At 70.2% G+C, this 20,649-nt stretch carries 15 protein-coding genes and 1 tRNA gene; 8 read left to right on the top strand and 8 right to left on the bottom strand.

Features of this window, described 5'->3' with window-relative positions:
• Nucleotides 1–115: 115 nt before the first annotated feature.
• The 3 genes from Pla133_RS23505 to Pla133_RS26700 all read left to right on the top strand — a co-directional run bounded on the left by Pla133_RS23505 (nucleotide 116) and on the right by Pla133_RS26700 (nucleotide 2,019).
• Nucleotides 116–787: an RNA polymerase sigma factor gene (locus tag Pla133_RS23505; protein WP_145069885.1), complete on the top strand. Its 672-nt coding sequence runs from the start codon at nucleotides 116–118 to the stop codon at nucleotides 785–787.
• On the top strand, nucleotides 784–1,674 hold the full coding sequence (locus tag Pla133_RS23500; RefSeq protein ID WP_145069883.1) for a hypothetical protein: 891 nt from the start codon (nucleotides 784–786) through the stop codon (nucleotides 1,672–1,674). The genes Pla133_RS23505 and Pla133_RS23500 overlap by 4 nt, the downstream gene beginning before the upstream one ends.
• A gap of 216 nt (nucleotides 1,675–1,890) precedes the next feature.
• Nucleotides 1,891–2,019 carry a hypothetical protein gene (locus Pla133_RS26700; RefSeq protein WP_419195410.1) on the top strand — a complete coding sequence of 43 codons (129 nt, stop codon included), beginning with the start codon at nucleotides 1,891–1,893 and terminating at the stop codon, nucleotides 2,017–2,019.
• Between the two features lie 440 nt (nucleotides 2,020–2,459).
• Here Pla133_RS26700 and Pla133_RS23495 read toward each other — a convergent pair whose 3' ends face one another.
• On the bottom strand, nucleotides 2,460–3,761 hold the full coding sequence (locus Pla133_RS23495; protein ID WP_145069881.1) for a UDP-glucose dehydrogenase family protein: 1,302 nt from the start codon (nucleotides 3,759–3,761) through the stop codon (nucleotides 2,460–2,462).
• Between the two features lie 147 nt (nucleotides 3,762–3,908).
• Between Pla133_RS23495 and Pla133_RS23490 the strand changes: the two genes are divergently transcribed.
• A tRNA-Val gene (locus Pla133_RS23490) sits at nucleotides 3,909–3,985 on the top strand.
• 167 nt (nucleotides 3,986–4,152) lie between these two features.
• Nucleotides 4,153–5,544: an MBL fold metallo-hydrolase gene (locus tag Pla133_RS23485; RefSeq protein ID WP_145069879.1), complete on the top strand. Its 1,392-nt coding sequence runs from the start codon at nucleotides 4,153–4,155 to the stop codon at nucleotides 5,542–5,544.
• Between the two features lie 159 nt (nucleotides 5,545–5,703).
• Here Pla133_RS23485 and Pla133_RS23480 read toward each other — a convergent pair whose 3' ends face one another.
• Nucleotides 5,704–7,596, bottom strand: a complete 1,893-nt coding sequence (locus Pla133_RS23480) for a hypothetical protein (protein ID WP_145069877.1) — start codon at nucleotides 7,594–7,596, stop codon at nucleotides 5,704–5,706.
• Nucleotides 7,597–8,198: 602 nt separating this feature from the next.
• On the opposite strand from Pla133_RS23480, the gene Pla133_RS23475 reads away from it, so the two are divergent.
• Together Pla133_RS23475 and Pla133_RS23470 are read left to right on the top strand one after the other, a co-directional pair.
• Nucleotides 8,199–8,984 carry a sulfite exporter TauE/SafE family protein gene (locus tag Pla133_RS23475; protein WP_145069875.1) on the top strand — a complete coding sequence of 262 codons (786 nt, stop codon included), beginning with the start codon at nucleotides 8,199–8,201 and terminating at the stop codon, nucleotides 8,982–8,984.
• A gap of 44 nt (nucleotides 8,985–9,028) precedes the next feature.
• The gene (locus Pla133_RS23470) at nucleotides 9,029–9,778 is read left to right on the top strand and encodes an SDR family NAD(P)-dependent oxidoreductase (protein WP_145069873.1); all 750 of its coding nucleotides are present in this window, start codon (nucleotides 9,029–9,031) and stop codon (nucleotides 9,776–9,778) included.
• A gap of 533 nt (nucleotides 9,779–10,311) precedes the next feature.
• Here the strand turns inward: Pla133_RS23470 and Pla133_RS23465 are convergent.
• The 6 genes from Pla133_RS23465 to Pla133_RS23440 form a co-directional block, all read right to left on the bottom strand.
• Nucleotides 10,312–11,169 (bottom strand): RnfABCDGE type electron transport complex subunit D, encoded by an 858-nt coding sequence (locus Pla133_RS23465; RefSeq protein ID WP_145069871.1) that lies wholly within the window; start codon nucleotides 11,167–11,169, stop codon nucleotides 10,312–10,314.
• Between the two features lie 50 nt (nucleotides 11,170–11,219).
• Complete coding sequence (locus Pla133_RS23460) at nucleotides 11,220–13,013, bottom strand: CRTAC1 family protein (protein WP_145069869.1); 1,794 nt, start codon at nucleotides 13,011–13,013, stop codon at nucleotides 11,220–11,222.
• 135 nt (nucleotides 13,014–13,148) lie between these two features.
• A complete protein-coding gene (locus Pla133_RS23455; protein ID WP_145069867.1) occupies nucleotides 13,149–14,558 on the bottom strand; it encodes an MBOAT family O-acyltransferase in 1,410 nt (469 codons plus the stop codon).
• Nucleotides 14,555–15,622 (bottom strand): SGNH/GDSL hydrolase family protein, encoded by a 1,068-nt coding sequence (locus tag Pla133_RS23450; protein WP_145069865.1) that lies wholly within the window; start codon nucleotides 15,620–15,622, stop codon nucleotides 14,555–14,557. Before Pla133_RS23450 ends, Pla133_RS23455 begins: the two co-directional genes overlap by 4 nt.
• Nucleotides 15,619–17,178 (bottom strand): lipopolysaccharide biosynthesis protein, encoded by a 1,560-nt coding sequence (locus tag Pla133_RS23445; protein ID WP_145069863.1) that lies wholly within the window; start codon nucleotides 17,176–17,178, stop codon nucleotides 15,619–15,621. Before Pla133_RS23445 ends, Pla133_RS23450 begins: the two co-directional genes overlap by 4 nt.
• Before the next feature lie 56 nt (nucleotides 17,179–17,234).
• Nucleotides 17,235–18,407 carry a THUMP-like domain-containing protein gene (locus tag Pla133_RS23440; protein WP_145069861.1) on the bottom strand — a complete coding sequence of 391 codons (1,173 nt, stop codon included), beginning with the start codon at nucleotides 18,405–18,407 and terminating at the stop codon, nucleotides 17,235–17,237.
• Nucleotides 18,408–18,615: 208 nt separating this feature from the next.
• Between Pla133_RS23440 and Pla133_RS23435 the strand changes: the two genes are divergently transcribed.
• The gene (locus Pla133_RS23435) at nucleotides 18,616–20,400 is read left to right on the top strand and encodes an AAA-type ATPase lid domain-containing protein (protein WP_145069859.1); all 1,785 of its coding nucleotides are present in this window, start codon (nucleotides 18,616–18,618) and stop codon (nucleotides 20,398–20,400) included.
• Nucleotides 20,401–20,649 lie beyond the last annotated feature (249 nt).

Genomic DNA, 20,649 nt, shown 5'->3' with positions numbered 1-20,649 from the left:
GGCCCCCGGAGTATGGCGGTCGTCGAAACACGACCGGGCCTGTGTGCGTTCGTGCAGCCGCGCGTCGCATGGGGCGGCGTGCTCGCACCGCCGGGAGGCGGAGAGGAGGCGCTCCATGTCGGCGCTATCGAAGCGGGCCGCGGATCGAGTCGCGGGGGCCTGTCCGGACTCCGCCGAGTCAAGGAGCGAGTTCGAGTCGGCGCGGGTGCGGTCGGAGCTCGCGCGCCTGCGCCCGGAGGTGGCGCGGGCCGTGGCTCGTCGTTGCCGCGACTCGCACGAGGTCGACGACGTGGTGCAGGAGAGTCTGTTGCGGGCCCTGCGCTACGCGAGCGCCCTGCGCTCGGGCGCACCGCTGCGGCCCTGGCTCGTGCAAATCGCGCGCAACGTGTTGGTCGACCGAGCCCGAATCGACGCGGGTCGGCGCAGCCTCTTCGCCATCGAGGACGTGGGGGGCGAGCTGGGGGCCGAGCCGTTCGGCCGCGAGTGCGAGCCGCCCGACATCCTCGAGCCGGGTGAGGACTTCTGGCTGGAGGACGGCCAGCCCCTGTCCTTCGCCACCGCCTGTCGCCTGCTCGCCCGGGCGCGCTCGCGCCTAGTCCCGTTCGATCGGCAGCTCCTGTTCGAGCACTACGAGCTGTGCTGGCCCTGTCGAGAGTCCGCCGAGCGCCACGGCGTTGCACAGCAGACGCTCAAGGTGCGCCTGTTCCGCGCGCGGGCCCGTCTTCGAACTCTGTTCGAGCGCGAGGTCGCGTTGCACGCAGGCCGGCAGCGGGAGGCGGTGGCGTGATCGGTCTTCGAGCGGCCGACATGTGGAGCGCGTGCCGAGGGGCCCGCCCGCCCGGACCAGCCAGCGCCGCGCTGCTCGCGGCACTGATGGCGTTCACGGGCTCGAGCCAGAGCCCCTCGCAGGGGCCTCGGCGCTGCGAGCTGTGCGGCGCCACGTCCTCCTCGAGCACCACACCTCTTGCGGATGGCGCCGCGCAGTTGCGCGCGGCGCAGCAGCAGCTCGAGCGGGCCCGGGCCCTCGAGGGACGGTCGCGCCTGCTCGGCCGGCTGCGGGCGGTGGACGCGTTGCACGCCGTCGGCGAGCTGCACCAGGGCGACTCGGCCAGCGCTGCCGCGGCTGCTGCGGCGGCCGCGGGGGAGCTGCGCGCCCTGGGTCTGTTGGACGAGGCCGCAGTGGAGATCGCGCGAGCCCTCGACGCCGTGGCCGTCGGACCGAGCGCCGCGCGCTGGCGTCTCGAGCTCGCCGACCTGCAGCGTCGGCGGGGAGAGGTTCGCAGCGCGGCGGCGACCTACGCGGCCTGCGCCCAGGACCGTGAGTTGGACGAGGGCGATCGCGACCACGCGCGCCTGTGGTCGGCCCGCATGTCCCTGGCCCTGGGTCGCGGCGAGGAGGCCGAGCGGGTCTTGGTGGCCCTGGCGCACGATGCCCGTGATCCCGTCTACAGCGTGCGGGCCTTCGACGAGTTGGTCCTGGCCGACGTCGCTGCCGGTGACCTGGGTCGTGCGGCGGGCTGGATCGATGCGTGCCACCACCACCACCAGGCCGTCGCCGCCCGAGACACGCCGAGCGGCGACCGCGTACGCCGGGCATTGATGCGGATGCGCGGAGTGGTGGAGCTGCGCTGCGCCGCGTTCGACGCGCGGCTACGTGACTCTGACGATCGTTGATCCACTCGCGTTCCCCGCGCGGATGCGTGGTCGCACAACTGGGCACTTCTCCTCTGCCGAGGCACAAGCTCTTGACATCTTCCGTCCGATCCTTCATTTGGATTTGCAGAAGGCACGGGACGGAGCGCCGTTGTTCATTCTTCGGCTGACCAGATCACTGGTCGCGGCGCTCCGAGCTCAGGTCTTCATCGATCGACACGACACCGAGAACGACCCGTGCCCTTCCGCTGGGCGCGGGTCGTTCCATTGGTGGACGGCGCCGGTGAACGAGCGGTCGACAAGCTCGCGCGCGCAACGGCCCACGCCGCCGCGCACCGGCGCCGCGTGATTCCAAATCGGCCCTGACGTAGCCGAGAAGGACGATTTTCGGCCGTCGCGTGTCATGTGCGACCGTGGCCACGCCGCGACGTCGCGGCCTCGCTCGCAGCCGCTCGCGCTCCGCGACGTGGCCCTTGAAGATCGCTCCGACGCGTAGCGCGCGCGGGCCGAGTGAACCTCTCCGACCACGTCGAGTGCGGCGCGCCGCGGGAGCGTCGAGGGCCGGCGCGACATGCGCTCACCGAGCCGCGCGAGGCACCCCGGCTGCCCGCAGAACTCCCCGCGCGGGGCGCCGCCCCCGAAAAAACTTTGCCCGAACGACAGCGGCGCGGTTCCCCGATCGGGGACACCGCGCCGCGTTGGGGGGACCGAAGTTCGGTGCGCCCGCCGATGGAACCAGGTGTCGTTCGTCGCGTCCGACTCCGACCTTGGTCAGTGACCGCCGTCAGGTGCTGACGCCACCGCCGTCAGGTGCCAATGCCGTAGTAGGTGAAGCCCTGGGCCTCGAGGGTCCTGCGGTTGTAGATGTTGCGGCCGTCGAAGATCACGGGGGTCTTCAGGCGCTGCTTGACCTCGTCGAAGTCGGGCCGGCGGAACTCGTTCCACTCGGTGACCAGGACCAGGCAGTCGGCGTCGTCGAGGGCGCTCATGGGCGCGGTCGCGTAGGTCACGCGGTCGGCCAGGTGCCAGCGCTTGGCCTCGTCCATGGCCTCGGGGTCGTAGGTCACGACCTCGGCGCCGGCGGCCAGCAGGTGGTCGATCACCACGACCGCGGGGGCCTCCCGCATGTCGTCCGTGTTGGGCTTGAAGGACAGGCCCCAGATCGCGATGCGCTTGCCCGCGAGCTGCCCGCCGTAGTGGGAGGAGACCTGGTCGAACAGCAGCCGCTTCTGGTTCTCGTTCACCGCCTCGACCGCCTGCAGGATCTTGAACTCGTAGCCGTGCTGCTGGGAGGTCTGGACGATGGCCTTGACGTCCTTGGGGAAGCAGGAGCCCCCGTAACCCAGGCCGGCGAAGAGGAAGCGCGAACCGATGCGGTCGTCCGAGCCGATGCCCTTCCTGACCTGGTCGACGTTGGCGCCGACCCGCATGCAGATGTTGGCGATCTCGTTCATGAACGAGATGCGCGTGGCCAGCATGGCGTTGGCGGCGTACTTGGTCAGCTCGGCCGACTCCACGTCCATGTGGATGATCGGGTTGCCGGTGCGGACGAAGGGCGCGTAGAGCTCGTCCATGACCTCGGCGGCGCGCTGGCTGTCGCTGCCGATGACGACCCGGTCGGGCTTCAGGAAGTCGTCGATGGCGGCGCCTTCCTTGAGGAACTCCGGGTTCGAGACCACGTCGAAGGGGTGGCTGGTGCTCTCCGCCAGGGCCGCCTGGACCTTGCGGGCGGTGCCCACCGGCACGGTCGACTTGTCGACCACCACGGTGTAGCCGGTCATCGACTCGGCCGTCGACTTGGCCGCCGCCACCACGTACTGCAGGTCTGCGCTGCCGTCCTCGCCCGGGGGCGTGCCGACCGCGATGAACACCGCGTGGGCGCCGGGGACGGCCTCGGCGTAGTTGGTCGTGAAGTGCAGGCGGCCGTCGTGGACGTTCCGCTTCAGCAGCTCCTCGAGGCCGGGCTCGTAGATCGGGACGTGGCCGTCCTTCAGCTTGCGAACCTTCTCTTCGTCGATGTCGACGCAGGTGACCGTGTTGCCGCTCTCGGCGAAGCAGGTCCCGGCGACGAGTCCTACGTAGCCGGTACCGATGACTGCGATGCGCATGGATCGTAGGGGGGGGTCTGGGGGCTGGAGGGGGCCCGGAGGCTCCCGTCCGGCGGAACGAGCGGCAGAGGATACCCGGCCCAGCCCCCGGCGGCAGGCTCGCAGGGTCCCTCTCTGGGCTCGGGCGGGTATCCTGCCGGGCCTCGGGGGCGATTAACTCAGCTGGTCAGAGTGCTTCCCTTACAAGGAAGAAGTCGTGGGTTCGAATCCCTCATCGCCCACCATCCGCCGTATCGGGTAGCCGCACCCGGTGGCTGGAACGGATCTGCCGGGCCGGCTTGCCTGGCGACCTTCGATGCCCGATCTGCGGGGGCGCCGGCCGCCGGATCCTCGCTCCGCGTCCCCTTCGGGACTCCCCTGAGCTTCCCCCTGGGCCAACCCCCACTCAACCGTGATCCTCGAGCGCCACTACCTCGGCTGCCTGTCCCAGGCCTCCTACCTGATCGTCGACGAGCTCACCAAGACGGCGGCCGTGGTCGATCCGCGGCGGGACGTGGAGCTCTACCTCGAGGCGGCGGCGCGCCACGGGGCGACCATCCGGCACGTCTTCCTGACCCACTTCCACGCGGACTTCGTGGCCGGGCACCTGGAGCTGGCGCGGCGCACGGGGGCGACCCTGTACCTGGGGCGCAGGGCCACGGCGGACTACGAGTTCCGGCCCATGGGCGACGGCGACCGGGTCGAGTTCGGCCAGGTGTCGATCGAGGCCCTCGAGACCCCCGGGCACACCCCGGAGTCGGTCACCTGGCTGGTCCGCGACCTGGCGCCCGACGCGGCGGTGCCGCTCTACGCCCTGACCGGCGACACGCTCTTCATCGGCGACGTGGGGCGGCCGGACCTGATGGCGTCGGTGGGGGTCACCGCGCAGGAGCTGGCGAGCGAGATGTACGACTCGCTGCACGACAAGCTCCTGGCCCTGCCCGACGACACCGTGGTCTACCCGGGTCACGGCGCCGGGTCCGCCTGCGGCAAGTCCCTGTCGGACGCGGAGCGCTCGACCATCGGCGAGCAGCGGGCCACCAACCCGGCCCTGCGGCCCCTCGGCAAGGAGGAGTTCGTGGCGGAGCTCACGACCGGCCAGCCCGCCGCGCCGGCCTACTTCGCCCACGACGCGACCCTCAACCGCGGGCAGGTGGAGGGCCTCGACCGGCTGGTCGGGGACGGACCGCCGGCGATGACCCTCGACCAGGTGCTCGCCGCCCAGGCCGAGGGTGCCCAGGTGCTCGACGTGCGCGGGGCCGAGGCCTTCGCCGCCGGCCACCTCGCGGGCAGCGACGCGATCGGCCTCGAGGGTCGCTTCGCCTCCTGGGCCGGGAGCCTGCTCGACCTCGAGCGCCCGATCGTGGTCGTCACGAAGCCCGGCACCGAGCGCGAGGTCGCCGTGCGCCTGGCGCGGGTCGGCCTCGACCGCGTGCTGGGCTACCTCGACGGGGCCGAGCAGGCCTTCGCCGCGCGCCCGGACCTGGTGCGCAGCTTCCCGCGGGTCGAGGCGAGCGCGCTGCCGACGCTGCTGTCCGGCACAGGCGCGCCCCTGCCGGTGGACATCCGCGCGCCGGGCGAATGGGCCGACGGCCACTTGGACGGCGCGGTCCACGTGCCCCTGGTCGAGCTGGCCGGCCGGACCGCGGAGCTGCCGCGCGATCGGCCGTTGCTCTTGATCTGCCGTAGCGGTTACCGCTCGTCGCCGGCAGCCGCGATCCTCGAGCGCGAGGGCTTCGGCCCTGTGATGGAGCTGCGCGGCGGAATGCTCGCCGTGGAGTCCGCAGGCTCCGCGAAGGGCTGAGCTCGGACCTCCCGAGCCCGGGGTGCATGGACTCGGCGAGCCGAGCCTGCCTCTTACGCCTTCACGCTGGCGGAGCACACCGGCGAGCGCGCCGCCGGACTCGGCGGTGCCGACCGAGGCGTCGCGGCACGCGCCCACCGGGCCGACGTGATCCCCGCACTACGGAGCAAGCTCGACGGCCATCCACGGCGCCAGGTCCTCCCCGACTCGCCAGATCGACGTTTCTCCGTCTTCATGGGGCGTCCAGAGCAAGAGGGTCGCCAAGTCGTTGGCCCCGCCGGACACCAACTCGAATCGAAGCTCTTGGTTCACCGCGCGACCCTCCACATCGAGGCCGCCGCGGACCCCGACCACCCGTGCCTCGATCGGGTCGCCCCCCCGATCGAAGAGCATCGCGTTCTCGGTGTCGCCCCCCAGGTCGACGCCGGCTTCCGACTGGACGGCCAAGAGCTCTCGCTCCCTGACTTCGACCTCCACCACCCCGCCGCCCCTTGGTACGTCGAAACTGACAGCGAGTCGATTCGATTGACCCGAGCGTAGGGTCCCAGCGTAGCGGCCTGGGGAGAGAGTCAGTTGGGATGGACTTTCGACGGTCGCAGCGCGCGACAAGTCGACGCCCCTCAGGCTCAGGACCTCGAACGGTGTCCTTTCCTCGCCGTCGTCTGCCCCGCTCACCAGAGAGACGGTCACCGGCGCCGGCACCTGGTACTCCACCGACGACGTCAGGCCCTGATGGACGGATACGTCCTTCGAGAATCCGATGGCGGGGAAGTCAAACGTGTAGTCGCCAGACGGCAGGGCCAGGTCGAAGGCAAGGACCTGCTGTCCCGTGACGAGCTCGGATGGCATCGAGACGCTCCGGCCCGCGACACGCGGTTGCCTGAACAGATGGATGGAGTGCAGCTCAAGCTCCGACAGGGTCCGTCCGCCTCTCAAGTCGATCCTGCCGACGAGTCGACCGAGCTCGCGCTCATCCGGAACAGCCGTCAGGCCAATGCGGCAACCCGTCCCGGTCCATCCAGGGCCGCACTCACCCCTTGCCCGCAGGATTCCCGACTCGCGTTCGAAGAGCTCGACCATGAACTCCGAACCCTCATGCAGCGGGAGTTGTATGGGGCCGTCGACTCGGACATCCAGGTAGTAGGCCGGCCGGTAGACGGATGCAGCACTCTGACGGGTGAACACCTCGAGATAGCCACGTGGGTCGTCACCCCAACTCGCGGGGTCGAGTTGGTCGAGGTCGCACATCACCGGGGTGGACGGACGCAGTGCCCTGGTGACCGCGTCCCTGACCGAGGCAAAGCGAGCGCCAGCTCCATAGCGGCGCCACGGCCCGGCGTCGACGGAGATCCACCCGCCATCGGGGTGATTGTCCATGGTCGACAGAGGCATCACTCGCCCGAGATCTGGCCCTGGCGGGCACTCGCTGACGATGGCCATCCTCTCCCATTCGGGAGCATCGGGCGCGTACTCGACCAGTCGTTCCCGCAGCAGGTCGTCTCGCTCGAAACCCTGGGCGGAGAAGGTCACCTCTTGCCCGGGGGCGTCGACGATCGCCATCCCCTGCACGGCCGGCAGCACTCGCGAAGGCCCATAGGCCCGGATGACCGTCGATCCCTCGTACTCCGGGATCGGGAGGCGAAGGGTGCTGCGACGGGCACGTGCCAGGCGGTACTCACCGTCGCTCTTGCGGACCAAGACGAATGGGTCGACGGTGATGGGGCCCGATCCACCTGTCGAGGATGCGAGTGCCGGGAACTGATCGACGCGGGAGCCGTCGGGAAGCAGGTAGGCGAGCCGGAGCTCGACCTCATTCGAGACGACCGGGATCGACCGTTGCTCGGGATCGCCAGCCCGAAGTCGAACCAGGCCGGCAGGCTCGCCGGTGCGCGGATCGGCCTCCGGCTGCGAGTCGGTCGTCGGTGGCGATCCACCTTCCGAGGTCCTCCAAAGGACGTAGATCAGGGCCGCAGCCAACAGGCCGACGATGGCGAACGCGAACCATGTCCGCTTCGGTCGGACTGGATCGAAGCTCACAGCTCTCTCGTCCACGGGTCGACGGGCGCCTGGGCGGACCCGCACGTGCTCGAGGGGGCCCCGGCGGTCCCTTGCTGCATCTCCTCGCTCGGCTCGGCTTCGAACGCCGGTGGTCCACCTTCGACGGGCATGCAGGAGCCTACCGCAGTGCCCCTGATCCGAATCAGGCGGCTGGATCCCACACGGGCTGCGGGTGCTCGTCCGTCTGGTTGCAAGTCCTCACTCTTCGACGCCGCCGCGGCCCCAGATCGCTCGCCGGCACGCGCGGCTCGAGTCGCGCGACCTCCCGCGGCTGCGCCGAAGACTGCTGCGGGAGCCTCGACCGCGCCACCAAGGCTCCCTCTCCGATCGAATCGGCTCCGACCCCGCGAGAGAGCGGCGCGGCCGTAGGCTCGCCGTGCCATCGCCGTGCCATCGCCGACACGCGGCGAAGGGCTGTCGTCCGGACACTCCCGATCCGGGTGCGATTGGAGCTCGGCTACCTGACTCGACCGAGGACGGGGCGTATCCTCTCGCACCCGATGTCCCTCGCCGCCCCCCTCGGTCACCCCGTGAGCCAGCCGCTCACCCAGAGCGATCGGGCCGCGCAAGCAGTCGCGGCTCGCTGATCTGACGCCATGCCCGTCGTCATCGGCGCACTCTTGATCGGGCTCTCCATGGGCCTCTTGGGCGCCGGCGGGTCGATCCTGATGGTGCCGATCCTGCGCTACCTGTGCGGGCAGGAGGTCGACACCGCCTTCACCGGCGCCCTGTTCGTGGTGGGCGGGATCTCGTTCTTCGCCTGCCTGCCCTACGCGCGCAAGGGCACTGTCGAGTGGCGCAGCGTCGGGTGGTTCGGGGTGCCGAGCATGGTCGGTACCTACGAGGCGGGGAAGTACCTGGCCCCCCTGCTGGGGCAGTGGTTCCCCGGTCGCGACGGTCCGATCAAGCTGTGCCTCTTCGCGGCGATGATGCTCACCGCCGCCTGGTTCATGGCGAATCCGGCCGAACTCGAGGCCGAGGAGGATCGCGTTCAGCGGACTGCCTGGCGCATGGTCTTCGACGGGCTGATCGTCGGCCTCGTGACCGGCATGGTCGGCGTCGGCGGCGGCTTCATCATCGTGCCGGCCCTGGTCGTGCTCGGTGGGCTGGACATGAAGCGCGCGGTGGGCACCAGCCTGGCGATCATCTCGACCAAGTCGTTCACCGGCTTCGTGGGTTGGTACCTGTCGGCCGGCGAGCACGTGGAGCTCGACTTCGGCCTGCTGGGGGCCTTCATCGGCGTCGGGGCCCTGGCCAGCTTCTGGGGGCGTTCCCTCGGCAAGAAGGTCTCGCACCGCACCCTGACGCGCGGCTTTGCGGTGTTCCTGCTCTTGATGGGCGTGCTGATCTTCCTGCGCGAGAGTGGCCTGCTGTCCCTCTGACCCGGCGACTTCCAAGCGTGCGCGGGAGGGCCGATGATCCGGCCATGGAAGAGCAGTCAAGGGTCGGAGCGGGGCGGCGTGCCCTGGTGACGGGCGCCGGCGTGCGCGTCGGGCGCGAGATCGCGCTCGAGTTGGCGCGGGCCGGGGCGGATGTGGCGATCCACGTCAACCGCTCCCACGGACCGGGTGAGGAGACGGCCGAGGCCGTGCGGGCCCTGGGTCGGCGCGCCATCGTCGTCGCAGCCGATCAGCGCGACGTGGCAGCCGTGCGCGCGGCCTGCGACGAGGCCGAGAGCGAATTGGGGCCCATCGATTGGCTGGTGAATTCCGCGGCAACTTGGCCGCACGTGGCGATCGAGAACCTGGAGCAGGAGGACTTCGACGCGGCCCTCGAAGTCAACCTGCGTGGGCCTTTCTTCTGGGCCCAGACCCTGGGCACCCGCATGCGCGCCCGCGGCGGCGGAGCGATCGTGAGCATCGCCGACGTCTCCTTCGACCGCCCCTGGCCCGACAGCCTGCCCTACTGCATGGCCAAGGCGGGGGTGGTCTCGATGACCTACGGCCTGGCCAAGGCCCTGGCCCCGAGGGTGCGGGTCAACGCCGTGGGGCCGGGGCCCGTGCTGTTTCCGCAGGACTACCCCCAGGAGCGCGCCGACGACGACCGTGCGGCGACCCTGCGCGGGCGCGAGGGCAGCCCCCTCGATGTGGCGCGGGCGGTGCGCTTCCTGCTCGAGGCCGAGAACGTGACCGGGGTGTTGCTGCCGGTCGACGGCGGCTACCGCTTCGGGATCTGAGACTCTCCCGCGGGCCCGAGGCGCGGGGGAGCGCCCCTGATGCGCCCCAGGGGCCTGCGGCGCATCCGTGGGAGCGTTCGACAACCACTCGCGGGATTTTTTCGGGGCCGCTCGGTAACCGGGTCAGCGCCCGACCGTAGATCCCTCTGCCAGGCGCGGCGACGTCGCCCTGGTGAGCGAGCGAGCATCCATGTTGGAGGCTTCGGTCGCTGCCAACCCCGGCTGGGCAGGCCGGGAGCGTCGGGTCCGGATTTCCACGGACCAAATGGGGAGGACCCCGGGGGGGCGTCCTCCCCTACCTATTTCTCTGGCTCTCAATCGTCGCGAACGGGCTCGCCCGTCGAGGCGGAGAACCCCTCCTGGAGAAGCTACGTGGCATCGGGGCGGTCGGCTCGCCGACCGCCCTGTTTGCCCGCAAGGGGCCTGCTCGCACGAGCCGGGGATCGCGGGTCGGACCGAGGCAGTCGTCGTTCCGGACGGTCGAGCGGAAGCGGCGCTCGGCACCGTTGGCGAGCGGGCGGGGCTCCCAGCTGTCAGGCCTTGCGACGCAGGTCGATGACCTTGGCGATCGGGCCCACGATGGCGAGGGCGAAGATCGGCGGCGCCTGCAACAGAACGTGCAGCGGCGTCTCGACCGGGAGTTCGTCGAGCAGGCGGATCCCACACTCGACCACGGCGATGGTGATCGCGACTGCGATCCGGCCGCGCTTGGTGGAGACCGTCGTGGGCGGGTCCGTGATCATGAAGAACAGGAAGAGCTGGTACATCGGCCCCGTCACCGGAGCCAGCTCGGTCACGAACGAGTCGCCGGTCAGCAGTGCGCGCATCCCCGCCAGGGCCACGAAGGACGCCAGGTAGGCGCCGGTCACGTGCAGAATCTTGGCCCGGCTCGCCACCAGGAGGCCGACGGTCCAGATCACCAGCAGGGGCCAGATCGAGTTGTCGAACTGGGTCGAGAGCACCGCCACCGAGCCCGGTGCCAGGAGCAGCATGATGCTGATCCCGAAGTTGGTCGGGTTCCACAGGTGTCGGCCGCGGTAGGTCAGGGCGTACTTGCTGGCGATCGAGATCGCGGCGCCCAGCACGAAGGGCCAGATCAAGCCCTGCTGGGGCTTGGTCAGGATCGTCATCGAGATGCCGCTGATGTAGGCGCTCTGGATGCTGACCAGGTGCCCGCGCAGGGCCAACGAGAGCACGCTCTCGGTCAGCACCGCCGCACCCAGGGCCGCCGGGAGGATCCAGATGTCCGACAACAGGTCCACCGAGACCTGGGCCACCACCAGGATCAGCGTGATCAGGATCGTGATCAGCCACTTGGGGTTCAGGGACGCCGCCCACTGCAGGGGCGAGCTCGGGCGCGGCTGCTGGAGGGTGGGTTGGGCGGTGGTCATGGTCGTTGTTGGCGGGTCCGGGCGGGTTCGTGGCTCGGCCGGAGGCGGATTCAGTCGCCCTCGGGTTCGACCAGGTGGTGGTAGCGCCCGGCTTCGAGGCCGTCGAGTTCCTGCACCCGCCCGGACGGCCAGCGCAGGGTCAGGTGCAGGTCGCGATCGTTCTCGCCCAGGCCGAAGAACAGGCGGCGGTCGTTCTGTGATGAGAAGCCCGTGCCCCCGTTCACCACCTGGCGCTGGACGTTGGGGCCGAAGGTCAACTCGGCCTCGGCGCCGATCGCGCTGCGGTTGGACACGGTGCCTTCTAGCTCGAAGCCGATCCACGCGCCGCCCGCGGGCTCGTTGCGGTACAGCAAGAGCGGCCCCTTCTGGTTCGCCACGACCACGTCGAGCGCGCCGCGGTTCTCCAGGTCCGCCAGGATCACCGCGCGGCCGTCGTAGGTGTCGGTGATCCCGACCGCCTCGGCCACGTCGGCGAAGGTGCCGTCGCCGTTGTTGTGGAGCACCGCGCTGCGCTCGTAGCCAGATTGGCTGCGGCCCTCGATGGGCGGCCAGTTCGCCGCGTCGGCCATGATCCCGCCGGCCCCGCCGGAGAGCTTGGAGGAGTCGTACCAGTAGCTGCGGTCCCGATCGCCCGAAATGAAGCCGTTGACCACCACCAGGTCCTGGAAGCCGTCGCGGTCCAGATCGCCGAACTGGGCCCCCCAGGACCAGCCGGTGTCCACCAGGGCGCCCCGCGCCTTCTGGACCATCACGCCGGCGCCATCCATGCGGCTCTCTCGCAGGTTGTTGCCGTGGAACACGTAGCCGGGGCTCGAGATGTTGGTGACGAAGACCGAGTTGCGCCCGTCGTTGCGAACGTTGCCCAGCGCCACCGACATGCCGCTCTTGCTGTCGTGGCCGAGGTTGGCCTCGGCGGATTCGAAGCGTTGGCCTTCGACGTTCAGCCACAGCTCCTCGGAGCCGTAGTCGTTGGCCACGTAGACGTCGGGCCAGCCGTCGCGGTTGAAATCGGCGGAGAGGGCGGCGTAGCTCCACATGCGGCTGTCCATGCCGAGCCGCTCGCCGAGCTCCTCGAAGGTGCCGTCACCGTTGTTGTGGAACAGGAGGTTGCGCTCGCCGTTGGTGGCGAACTCCCCGCTGTCGTGCATGATCTTCGTGGTCGCCAGGTGCCACAGGTCGTGCTTCGAGCTGTAGTAGGCCAAGACCAACAGATCGAGGTAGCCGTCACGGTCGTAGTCGAACCAGATCGCGCCGTTGGAGTTCATCCAGCGCTCGAGACCCGCCTCGCGGCTGACCTCGACGAAGCCGCCTCCGCCTGAGTTGCCGCCCTCTCGACCGTCGTTGCGGAACAGAGCCAGATAGCCGAAGCGGTAGATGAAGAGGTCCTCGTCGCCGTCGTTGTCGTAGTCGCCCCACACGCTGCCCATCGAGACCCCGCGGCCGGGGAGGTTCAGGTCGGCCACGCCCGCGGCGGCCGCGACGTCCTCGAACCGGCCGTCACCGCGGTTGTGGAACAGGGCGTTGGGGGCGCCGAAGTCGGAGTTGGTGACGTAGAGGTCGACCCAGCCGTCGCGGTCGTAGTCGCTGGCGGAGACGGCGGCGCCGACCGCCATGATGTGGTCGGCCACGTGCTCGATCTGGGCGTCGACCGGGGCCACGCGGTGCTGGAACTCGAGTCCGTGCTCCGCGGACACCTCGCGCAGTCGGAATCCGATCGACCCCTTGGAGGGCACCGGTGCGCTGCGGCTCGCGCGATCCTTGACGACGACCGCCGCCAGGAGGCTCGCGAAGACGGCCAGGGCGATCGCACGCCGGGCCGGTGTGATGGTCTTGGTGGGAGGCATCGATGTCGCGCGCAGCAGGGATCCGAGTGTAGCCCCGTCGGCCGATCGGGCCGGCTCGTCAACGTGACCGCCAGGTGATTGGAGGGTCGGTCACCGCTCGCGCGAGCGGCTCGGATCCGGACGGCCGTAGCCGGGTCAGAACTGGAAGTAGATGAAGGCGGCCGTGTCCAAGGTCGCGCCCACGAAGAGGACGATCAGCGCCGCATAGGCCGCGCCCTGGAGCCAGGCCGGGGTCGAGCTCGCGCCACGCTCCTGCCAGCGGTCGACCACGTCCTTCGGGAAGAAGTGCGCCAGGGCGGCCAGGGCCAGGACCCCGATCGCGAGTGGGCTCGACTGCAGGCCCCCGCGCATGCTCACCAGGCCCGTGGCGTAGTCGGCGAGGTTCTCGAGGCTGTTGACGCGGAACAACAGCCAGCCGCCGACCACCAGGTGGAAGCACACAATGCGGCGCCACAGCACCGTGGCCGTGGAATCGCGCTGGCCCTCGGCGTGGCGGTCGCTCGAGCGCGCGAACATCAGCAGCAAGCCGTGGTAGATGCCCCACAGCACGAAGTTCCAGGCGGCGCCGTGCCACAGGCCGCCCAGGCCCATGGTCAGCATCAGGTTGATCGCCGTGCGCCGCGGCCCCACGCGGTTGCCGCCCAGGGGGATGTAGAGGTAGTCGCGCAGCCAGCTCGAGAGGCTGATGTGCCAGCGGGTCCAGAACTCCCGCACGTTCTGCGAGAGGTAGGGCCGGTTGAAGTTCTCGGGCAGCTCGTAGCCCAGGCACAGGGCCGAGCCGATGGCGATGTCGCTGTAGCCGGAGAAGTCGCCGTAGATCTGGAAGGCGTAGGCGTACAGGCCCAGGAGCAGGTCGAGCGAGCCGTAGTCGCCGGGGCTGGCGAACATCGGGTCGACCAACGCCACGGCCAGGATGTCGGCGAAGACGATCTTCTTGATCAGGCCGCGGAAGATGCGGGCCATGCCCCGGCGGACCTGGTCCGCGCGCACGGAGCGTTCCTCGCGCAGCTGCGGCAGGAAGTCGGAGGCGCGCACGATCGGGCCGGCGACGAGTTGCGGGAAGAAGCTGACGAAGAGCGCGAAGCGCGTCAGGCTCGGCTCGACGTCGATCTGCCGGCGGTAGAGGTCGATCGTGTAGCTGAGGGTCTGGAAGGTGTAGAAGCTGATCCCGACCGGTAGCAGGAGGTCGTGCTTGGGCAGGGAGAGGTTCGAGCCGAACAGCTCGAACACGCTCTCGGCGCTGCCGGCGAAGAAGCCCCAGTACTTGAAGACCGCCAACATGCCCAGATTGAGCACCAGGCTGAGCATCAGCAGCAGGCGCCGCTCGGAGGGGGAATCCGAGCGGGACATGCGCTTGCCGACCCAGAAGTCGACCAGGGTCGACAGGGCGATCAGGCCGGCGTAGCGCCAGTTCCAGCTCATGTAGAAGCCGTAGCTGGCGACCAACAGCAGCCAGTGCCGCCGGTTCTCACGGCCCTCGAGCAGCCCGTGCAGGATCAGCACGAGCGGCAGGAACAGGAGGTACTCGGCCGAGTTGAAGCTCACCTGGCTCGCAACTCCTCGAGCACCGGCGCCAGCGCGTCGGCCAGGGTGCGCGCGACCTGTGCGTGGCCCGCGGGGGTGAAGTGCACGAAGTCGATGAAGAACTCGGAGTGGCCGGCGACGGCGGCGGCGAGGTCCACGACCGTCGTGCCGCTGGAGGCGCCGAGCCGGGCCAGGCGCCGGTTCCAGTCGGCGGCGCCGGCGCGCCAGCCGGCGACCGAGAGCACGCCGTTGTGGCGGTAGAGGTTGCGTCGGTAGCCCGCCGGGAAGAGGTCGGGGTCCCCGGGCGGATGGCTGGTGGCGAAGGTCACCAGCACCGGCACGGCGCCCAGCGCGCGCGCGGCGTCGATGAAGTCCGCGGCCCGCGCTTCGAAGACGTCGGCCACCTCGTCCGGGACCTGGTCGCGGAGCATGCGTGCCGGGGTCAGCCGCGCGCCGATCTGGTTCTTGGCCTGCTCGTAGAGGGTCGTGCGACGGGCCTGGCGGGTCGGCCAGGGAGCCTGCCCCTCGTGGTGGGCCGCCTCGGCGGTCGGTGCCAGGGTCTCGGCGCGCTCGGAGGCGATCACCACTTCGGCGTCCTCGTCGGCGCGTACCGCGAGCATGCGCGCGGTCAGCCCGTCGAGGTCGTTGGACAGGTGGTACATCAGGGCCACGTCCGGCTGCCAGGCCGGCGCGACCAGCTCGAGGTCGCGGACCGCCGCGCGCGCGGTGAGGCTGGCGCGGCTCGCGTTCAGCACCTGCACCTCGAAGCCGCGCTCGCGCAGCTCGTCCTCGAGCACCACGGGGAAGATCTGGTCGGCGGGCAGGAAGATGTGCTCGCCGTAGGAGGCCGAGGCGACCCAGATCCGCAGCACGCCCGGGGGCTTCTCGCGCGGGACGATGCGCGAGCGGAAGGGGTAGTCGGGCGTCGGCCCGAAGGGGGAATCGACGGGCAGCTCGGAGTAGGTCGGGCCGCCGAAGAGCAGGGTCTCCCAGCCCCGCGCGTGGGCCCGGTACTCGAGCGCCAGCTCGGCCGCGGCGAGCAGGCCCAGGGTCCAGAAGATCACCGCGTACTGGGCCAGCTTCAAGCGGCGCGCTCCCCGCCTCGACCCAGGCGCGCGCGGGCCCATGCGGTCACCTGACTGCGCTCGTCACGCTCGAGCACGACGGCCCACAGGCCCGCGAGCAGCGTGATCGCGATCGCGCCCTTGAGCGCGACGGCCAGGGCCAGCTCGCCGATCGTCGCCACCGGGAGGTTGGCGTCGAGCTCGAGCGCGGCCGCGGCCGCCGCGGCCACGGCTCCGACCGTCAAGGACAGCCGTCGCAGCTCGAAGGGGACGCTCATCACGCGCCGCGCCTCGAACATGCCCCCGGCCGCCAAGGCAGCGAAGGTCACCAGCGTGGCCCAGCCCGAGCCGACGAAGCCGTAGCGCGGAACCAGCCACCAGTTCAAGAGCACGTTCAGCAACAGGGCCGCGGCGTTGATCCACATCAGCGGGAAGGTGTCCTTGGCGATGTAGAGCGGGATCTGGGTGATGTGGTAGACGGCCCAGAAGGTGTAGCCGACGGTGATCAGGGGCACCACGCGCCAGGCCGGCAGGTACTGGGCCTGGGAAGCCAGCAGGTCGATGCCCTGCTTGCCGAACAGGATCACGAGCAGGCTCGCGGCGCTCATGGCGACCAGCCCGTAGGTGCTGACTCGCGCGACCTTCTTGGCTTGCTCCTGCGGATCCTGCTCGGAGTAGAGCCAGGGGTGGAAGATCTGCACGAAGGGGCCGAGCATGGCCATCGTGACCAGGAAGCCGAGCTTGTAGCCCAGGCCGTAGATGCCGACCTGATCCAGACCGTCGGAGGCCGCGAAGTGGTCGAGCATGCGGCGGTCGCCGTAGTGCAGCCCGAGCTGGAACACGCCCACCGGGATCAGCGGCAGGGAGTAGGCGACGATCGGACGCAGGATGTCCCAGTGGATCGCCAGGCCCACGCGCCAGAGCACGTGGCCGGTCAGGAAGATCGTGCACAGCCCCTCGCCGATCAGGACCGGCAGGAGGTAGCCGACGGGACCCCACTCGAGGCCGAACAGGAACCAGATCCGCAGGGACAGCTCGAACACGAGCTTCACCAGCGCGACCTTGGCGTAGAGCCCGGACTGCTTCTGGATCTGCAGGTAGAAGAAGCCGGCCTGGCTCGAGAGCTGCAAGGGGACGATCAGCAGCGCGACGGTGGCCACGTCCACGATCTGGCTGGGCGAGACGTTGGCGCTGCCCTCGGTCGAGATCAGGATCGGCGCCAGCTCGTGGCGGAACATCAACAGCGCGCCGACGACGGTCCAGCCCACGGCCGTCAGCAGGATCGCGCAGGAGCTGACCACCGCGTTGCGCTCGCGCTGATCGGTGCGCTCGAAGTAGAAGCGCTGCATCCCGCTGAGCAGGTTCCAGCCGATGAACTGGACCAGCCCGGCCAGCAGCAGATCGGCGAGGTCGACCGTCCCATACTCGTCGGTGTCGAACCAACGGGTGTAGAAGGCGATCATCACGACGGAGATCACCCGCCCGACGACCGGAACCAGGCTGTAGTTGAGGGAGTGGCGGAGCAGGGAGCCGAGCGAGCCGGACTCTTGCTTCGCGGTGGGGGGACCGTCGGACATGGGGAGGACGAGCGGCGGGCAGGATAAGGGCGGCCGGCCGCGGGACCGGCCCGCGTTCAGGCCTCTTCGACCAGGAATGCCCGATGGCCTTCGGCCAGGCGCGCGATCAGGACCACTCCCGGGCAGTGGCCGGGCCCGCGCAGGGACTTGGCGAGCTTCTCCGGCGGGGTGGGGTGGCCGCGGGTGAAGACCTCGATCGGACCGACGTCCGCCTCGCGGAGCATGGCCCGCACCCGGCGTCGGTCGGCGGCGCAGGAGGCCAGGACCCGCCAGCGCCGGGCCAGGGGGTGGGGCACCGGCTCCCGGCCGCCGAGAAAGGCCAGGCGCGGACCCAGGGGTGAAACGCCGAGCTGGGGGCACAGGGCGCCGATCAAGCCCGAGCGGACGACCGCGGCGTGGGGCTCGACGATGAAGGCGCAGGCTTCGACCTCGGCCGCGGTCAGGGGCGTGGCGAGGTTCCGGGCCCAGGCATCGCCCGCGACTTCGCCGCGCAGGGTTCCGTCCCGCTCGAGCACCAGGGCCTCGAACGGCGGAGCGTCCGACGGCGCGAGTTGCCCCGTCCAGAGCACGACCTCGACCAACTCGCGGCCCAGGCCGACCCAGGACCAGCGGCGGGGGAGGTCGGACGGGAGGGTTGCGTCGAGCGTGTCGACCTCGACCGCTGGTGCGAGCTTGATGCAGGCGCCGGGCGCGCGGGCGATCGTGGCGAGCACCGCGGACCAGGCCGGGGCCCAGCGTTCGGGGTCAAGCTCGCGGCGACCTTCCGGTCGGCGATCGGCGTCGAGCATCAACAGGACTTCGCTTCGCAGGGGCGGCCGGCTCGCGTCGGCGCGCACCGCGAGCGCCCCCGGGCCCACCAGGCGCTCGAGGTTGAGGCTCGCGAGTAGGACTGTCTCGGGATCGCGATCGAGTGCCAGGACCGGGCGTCCTCCAGCGGCCAGCGCCGCCGCGTCGGACCCGATCCCGCAGGTGAGGTCGACCAGCGGCATGTGGGGCGCCGTCAACGCATTGACTCGGGCCGCTCGCCAGGCTGCGACGGCGAGGCTGGAGCTCTGCTCCAATCCCTTTGCTGAAAGGAAGATGCGGTCGCTCCCGGCCAGCTTGCGGCGGGCCCTCCGGCGCAGCTCGAAGAGCCCCTGCGCCTCCAGTGCGAGAGCGGGATTGCCAAGCCGGCGCAGGTGACGACTAAGTTGGAGCTGTTGCGGCTCCCCCTCGCCCGTGGACGCCAAGGCTTCGGCCAGAAGTGTTTCGGCAGCGAGACGATCTCGCCGGGTTCCAGGCTTCATTGCATCAGCGGGGCCTCGAGGTGGGACTGTAACGATAGAGGGAAGCTGGCCCCCAATGGTCCCGGTACTTCGGTGCCGGATCGCCGAGGAACGAGCCAGTCGTCAATTCGAGGAGGAGCGCCCGGGAGACCGGGCAGGGAGGGAATAGATCATGGGCCGAATCCTGGTGATCGAGGACGAGCCGGGCACGCAGATCCTGTTGCAAAGTCGACTACAGGACCTGGGTCACGAAGTCGTAACCGCGCCTACCGGAGCCATGGGGCTGATGGAGGCGCGCGCGGGTGGTTTCGACCTCTTCGTGGTCGACGTCCAGCTCGGCCCGGGGGTCGACGGATACGAGGTCTGCCGTCGACTGAAGTCGATGCCAGGGGTGCAGGGAGTGCCCGTGGTGTTGCTCAGCGGCCGCGTTCGAGACCGCAGTGAGCTGCACCTGGGCTACGAGGCCGGCTGCGACTCCTACCTGGTCAAGGGCGAGGACCCCCTGATCGAGGACGTGGTCCGGGCGATGCTGCGTCTGAAGGCCCTGCGGGACGAACTCGCCCGACAGAACCAACTGCTCGAGCTCCAGAACCAGCGCCTCGAGCGGGGGCACAAGGTCCACCACGATCCGCAGAACGGTGCCGAGGTGGTCGTGGAGCCCGACGCGCTGCTGGTGGTGGACGCCGACGGCGTGGTCACCGCCGCGGATCGAGGCTCGCACACCCTCTTCGCCGGCGAGGTCAGCGGTCGGCACGTCGGGGCCCTGGCGCCCGGAACCGGCCTGGAGGCCTGGGTTCGCGATTCCCGCGACGAGCTGCGCCCCGGGCACCTGTTCGCCCTGGCCCAGCGCGGCAGCATCCCGGCGCGGCGCGTGTCGGCCACGGTCATTCCCCTCCCGGGATCGGCGGTGGGCGAGGCTCGCGATGCCCGCATCGTGCTGCTGAAACAGGTCGACGGGCCCGCCGTGGTGGGCGGCATCGAGGCTGGCGAGGGGGCCGCCTGGGAGCTGGCCGAGCGTCGCGACGAACTGCGTCAGGCGTTCCAGCCCGGAACCTTGGTGGGGCGCAGCGCAGCGATTGCGGAGGTGCGTTCGGCCCTCCTGCGCCACGCGACCCAGAACGGACCGCTGGTGCTCGCGGCCCCGACCTCGCAACAGATCCGGCGCCTCGCTCGCATCTTGCACTTCACCGGTGAGCGTCGCGGGCCGATCGTCCCGGTGCCCTGTGCGGTGCTCGAGGCCGAAGGCGGTGGCGACGCCGAGCTACGCGAACTGGTCCAGCGGGCCGGCGATGGAACCCTGCTGTTCGAAGACATCGATCGGCTCTCCACTGTCCGGCGTCGATCGCTGCGCGCCCTGAGCCAGGAGAGTGCGGCACGGATGCTCGTCGGCGTTGTCGGGGGTCAGGCGCGCGCCACGGCCCTGGCCGACGAGTTGGGGGCGGAGACCCTGGTCCTGCCTCCGCTTTCCGAGCGGCGAGACGACGTACTGGACCTGGCCCGCTTCGCCCTGGCGCGCTTCTCGGCCAAGTCCGCGCCGCGGGATCTGAGCGAAGAAGCCTCCTGGGTGCTCGAGAACCACGATTGGCCGGGGGACGTGCGCGAACTCGACGCGGCGGTCGAGGAGGCCTGCAGAATGGCCCGTGGGTCGCTGATCGAGGTCTCCGATCTTCCGGCGGAGCTCCGCGACCTGCATGAAGAGCTCGCGCGCAGGGGCACCCTGATGCCCGCCCGTCCGATGGAGCGCCCAACGCCGGGGACCCATGTGGGCGTCGATCCTTCGGCGTCGATCGCCTTCGACATCCCGGTCGACGAGCCGCTGCGGCTCGAGATGGGGGAGCCCCTGATCATCGAGGAGGCGCTGCGCCGCTCGCAGGGCAACGTGAAGGAGGCCGCAGGGCTGCTCGGCATCGGCCGCAGCACGCTCTACCGCAAGTTGAAGGAGCACGGCCTGCGCTGAATGACGGCGATCGGGGCGGGCCCGATCGCCTGATTGCGCTGCGCCATTCCCTGATAGGGGAAGCGTTCCCGGATACGGTTTCGGATCGGTCGTGGATCCGTCCAACGCGAGTTGCTAACTCATCTCCAGGGACACTGCCATCTCCCTCCCCTCGTCACCCCGCCTCGCGTTCCCGGTTCTGACTCCATGGCACGGGTTCGCGCTCGCTCGCCCAACCCCCCAATCCCCCCACCCGCTTCCACCTCGTGG

It is taken from the genome of Engelhardtia mirabilis (genome assembly GCF_007748095.1).
GTDB lineage: Bacteria > Planctomycetota > UBA1135 > UBA1135.
The sequence above is the reverse complement of the archived record's forward strand: the minus strand, read 5'-3'. Positions and strand labels throughout refer to the sequence as shown.

Bases quoted from the DNA above. Each gene is read 5' to 3' on its own strand.
- Pla133_RS23505 (WP_145069885.1), top strand. From the start codon at position 116: ATGTCGGCGCTATCGAAGCGGGCCGCGGATCGAGTCGCGGGGGCCTGT.
- Pla133_RS23495 (WP_145069881.1), bottom strand. From the start codon at position 3,761: ATGCGCATCGCAGTCATCGGTACCGGCTACGTAGGACTCGTCGCCGGG.
- Pla133_RS23475 (WP_145069875.1), top strand. From the start codon at position 8,199: ATGCCCGTCGTCATCGGCGCACTCTTGATCGGGCTCTCCATGGGCCTC.
- Pla133_RS23470 (WP_145069873.1), top strand. From the start codon at position 9,029: ATGGAAGAGCAGTCAAGGGTCGGAGCGGGGCGGCGTGCCCTGGTGACG.
- Pla133_RS23465 (WP_145069871.1), bottom strand. From the start codon at position 11,169: ATGACCACCGCCCAACCCACCCTCCAGCAGCCGCGCCCGAGCTCGCCC.
- Pla133_RS23460 (WP_145069869.1), bottom strand. From the start codon at position 13,013: ATGCCTCCCACCAAGACCATCACACCGGCCCGGCGTGCGATCGCCCTG.
- Pla133_RS23445 (WP_145069863.1), bottom strand. From the start codon at position 17,178: ATGTCCGACGGTCCCCCCACCGCGAAGCAAGAGTCCGGCTCGCTCGGC.
- Pla133_RS23435 (WP_145069859.1), top strand. From the start codon at position 18,616: ATGGGCCGAATCCTGGTGATCGAGGACGAGCCGGGCACGCAGATCCTG.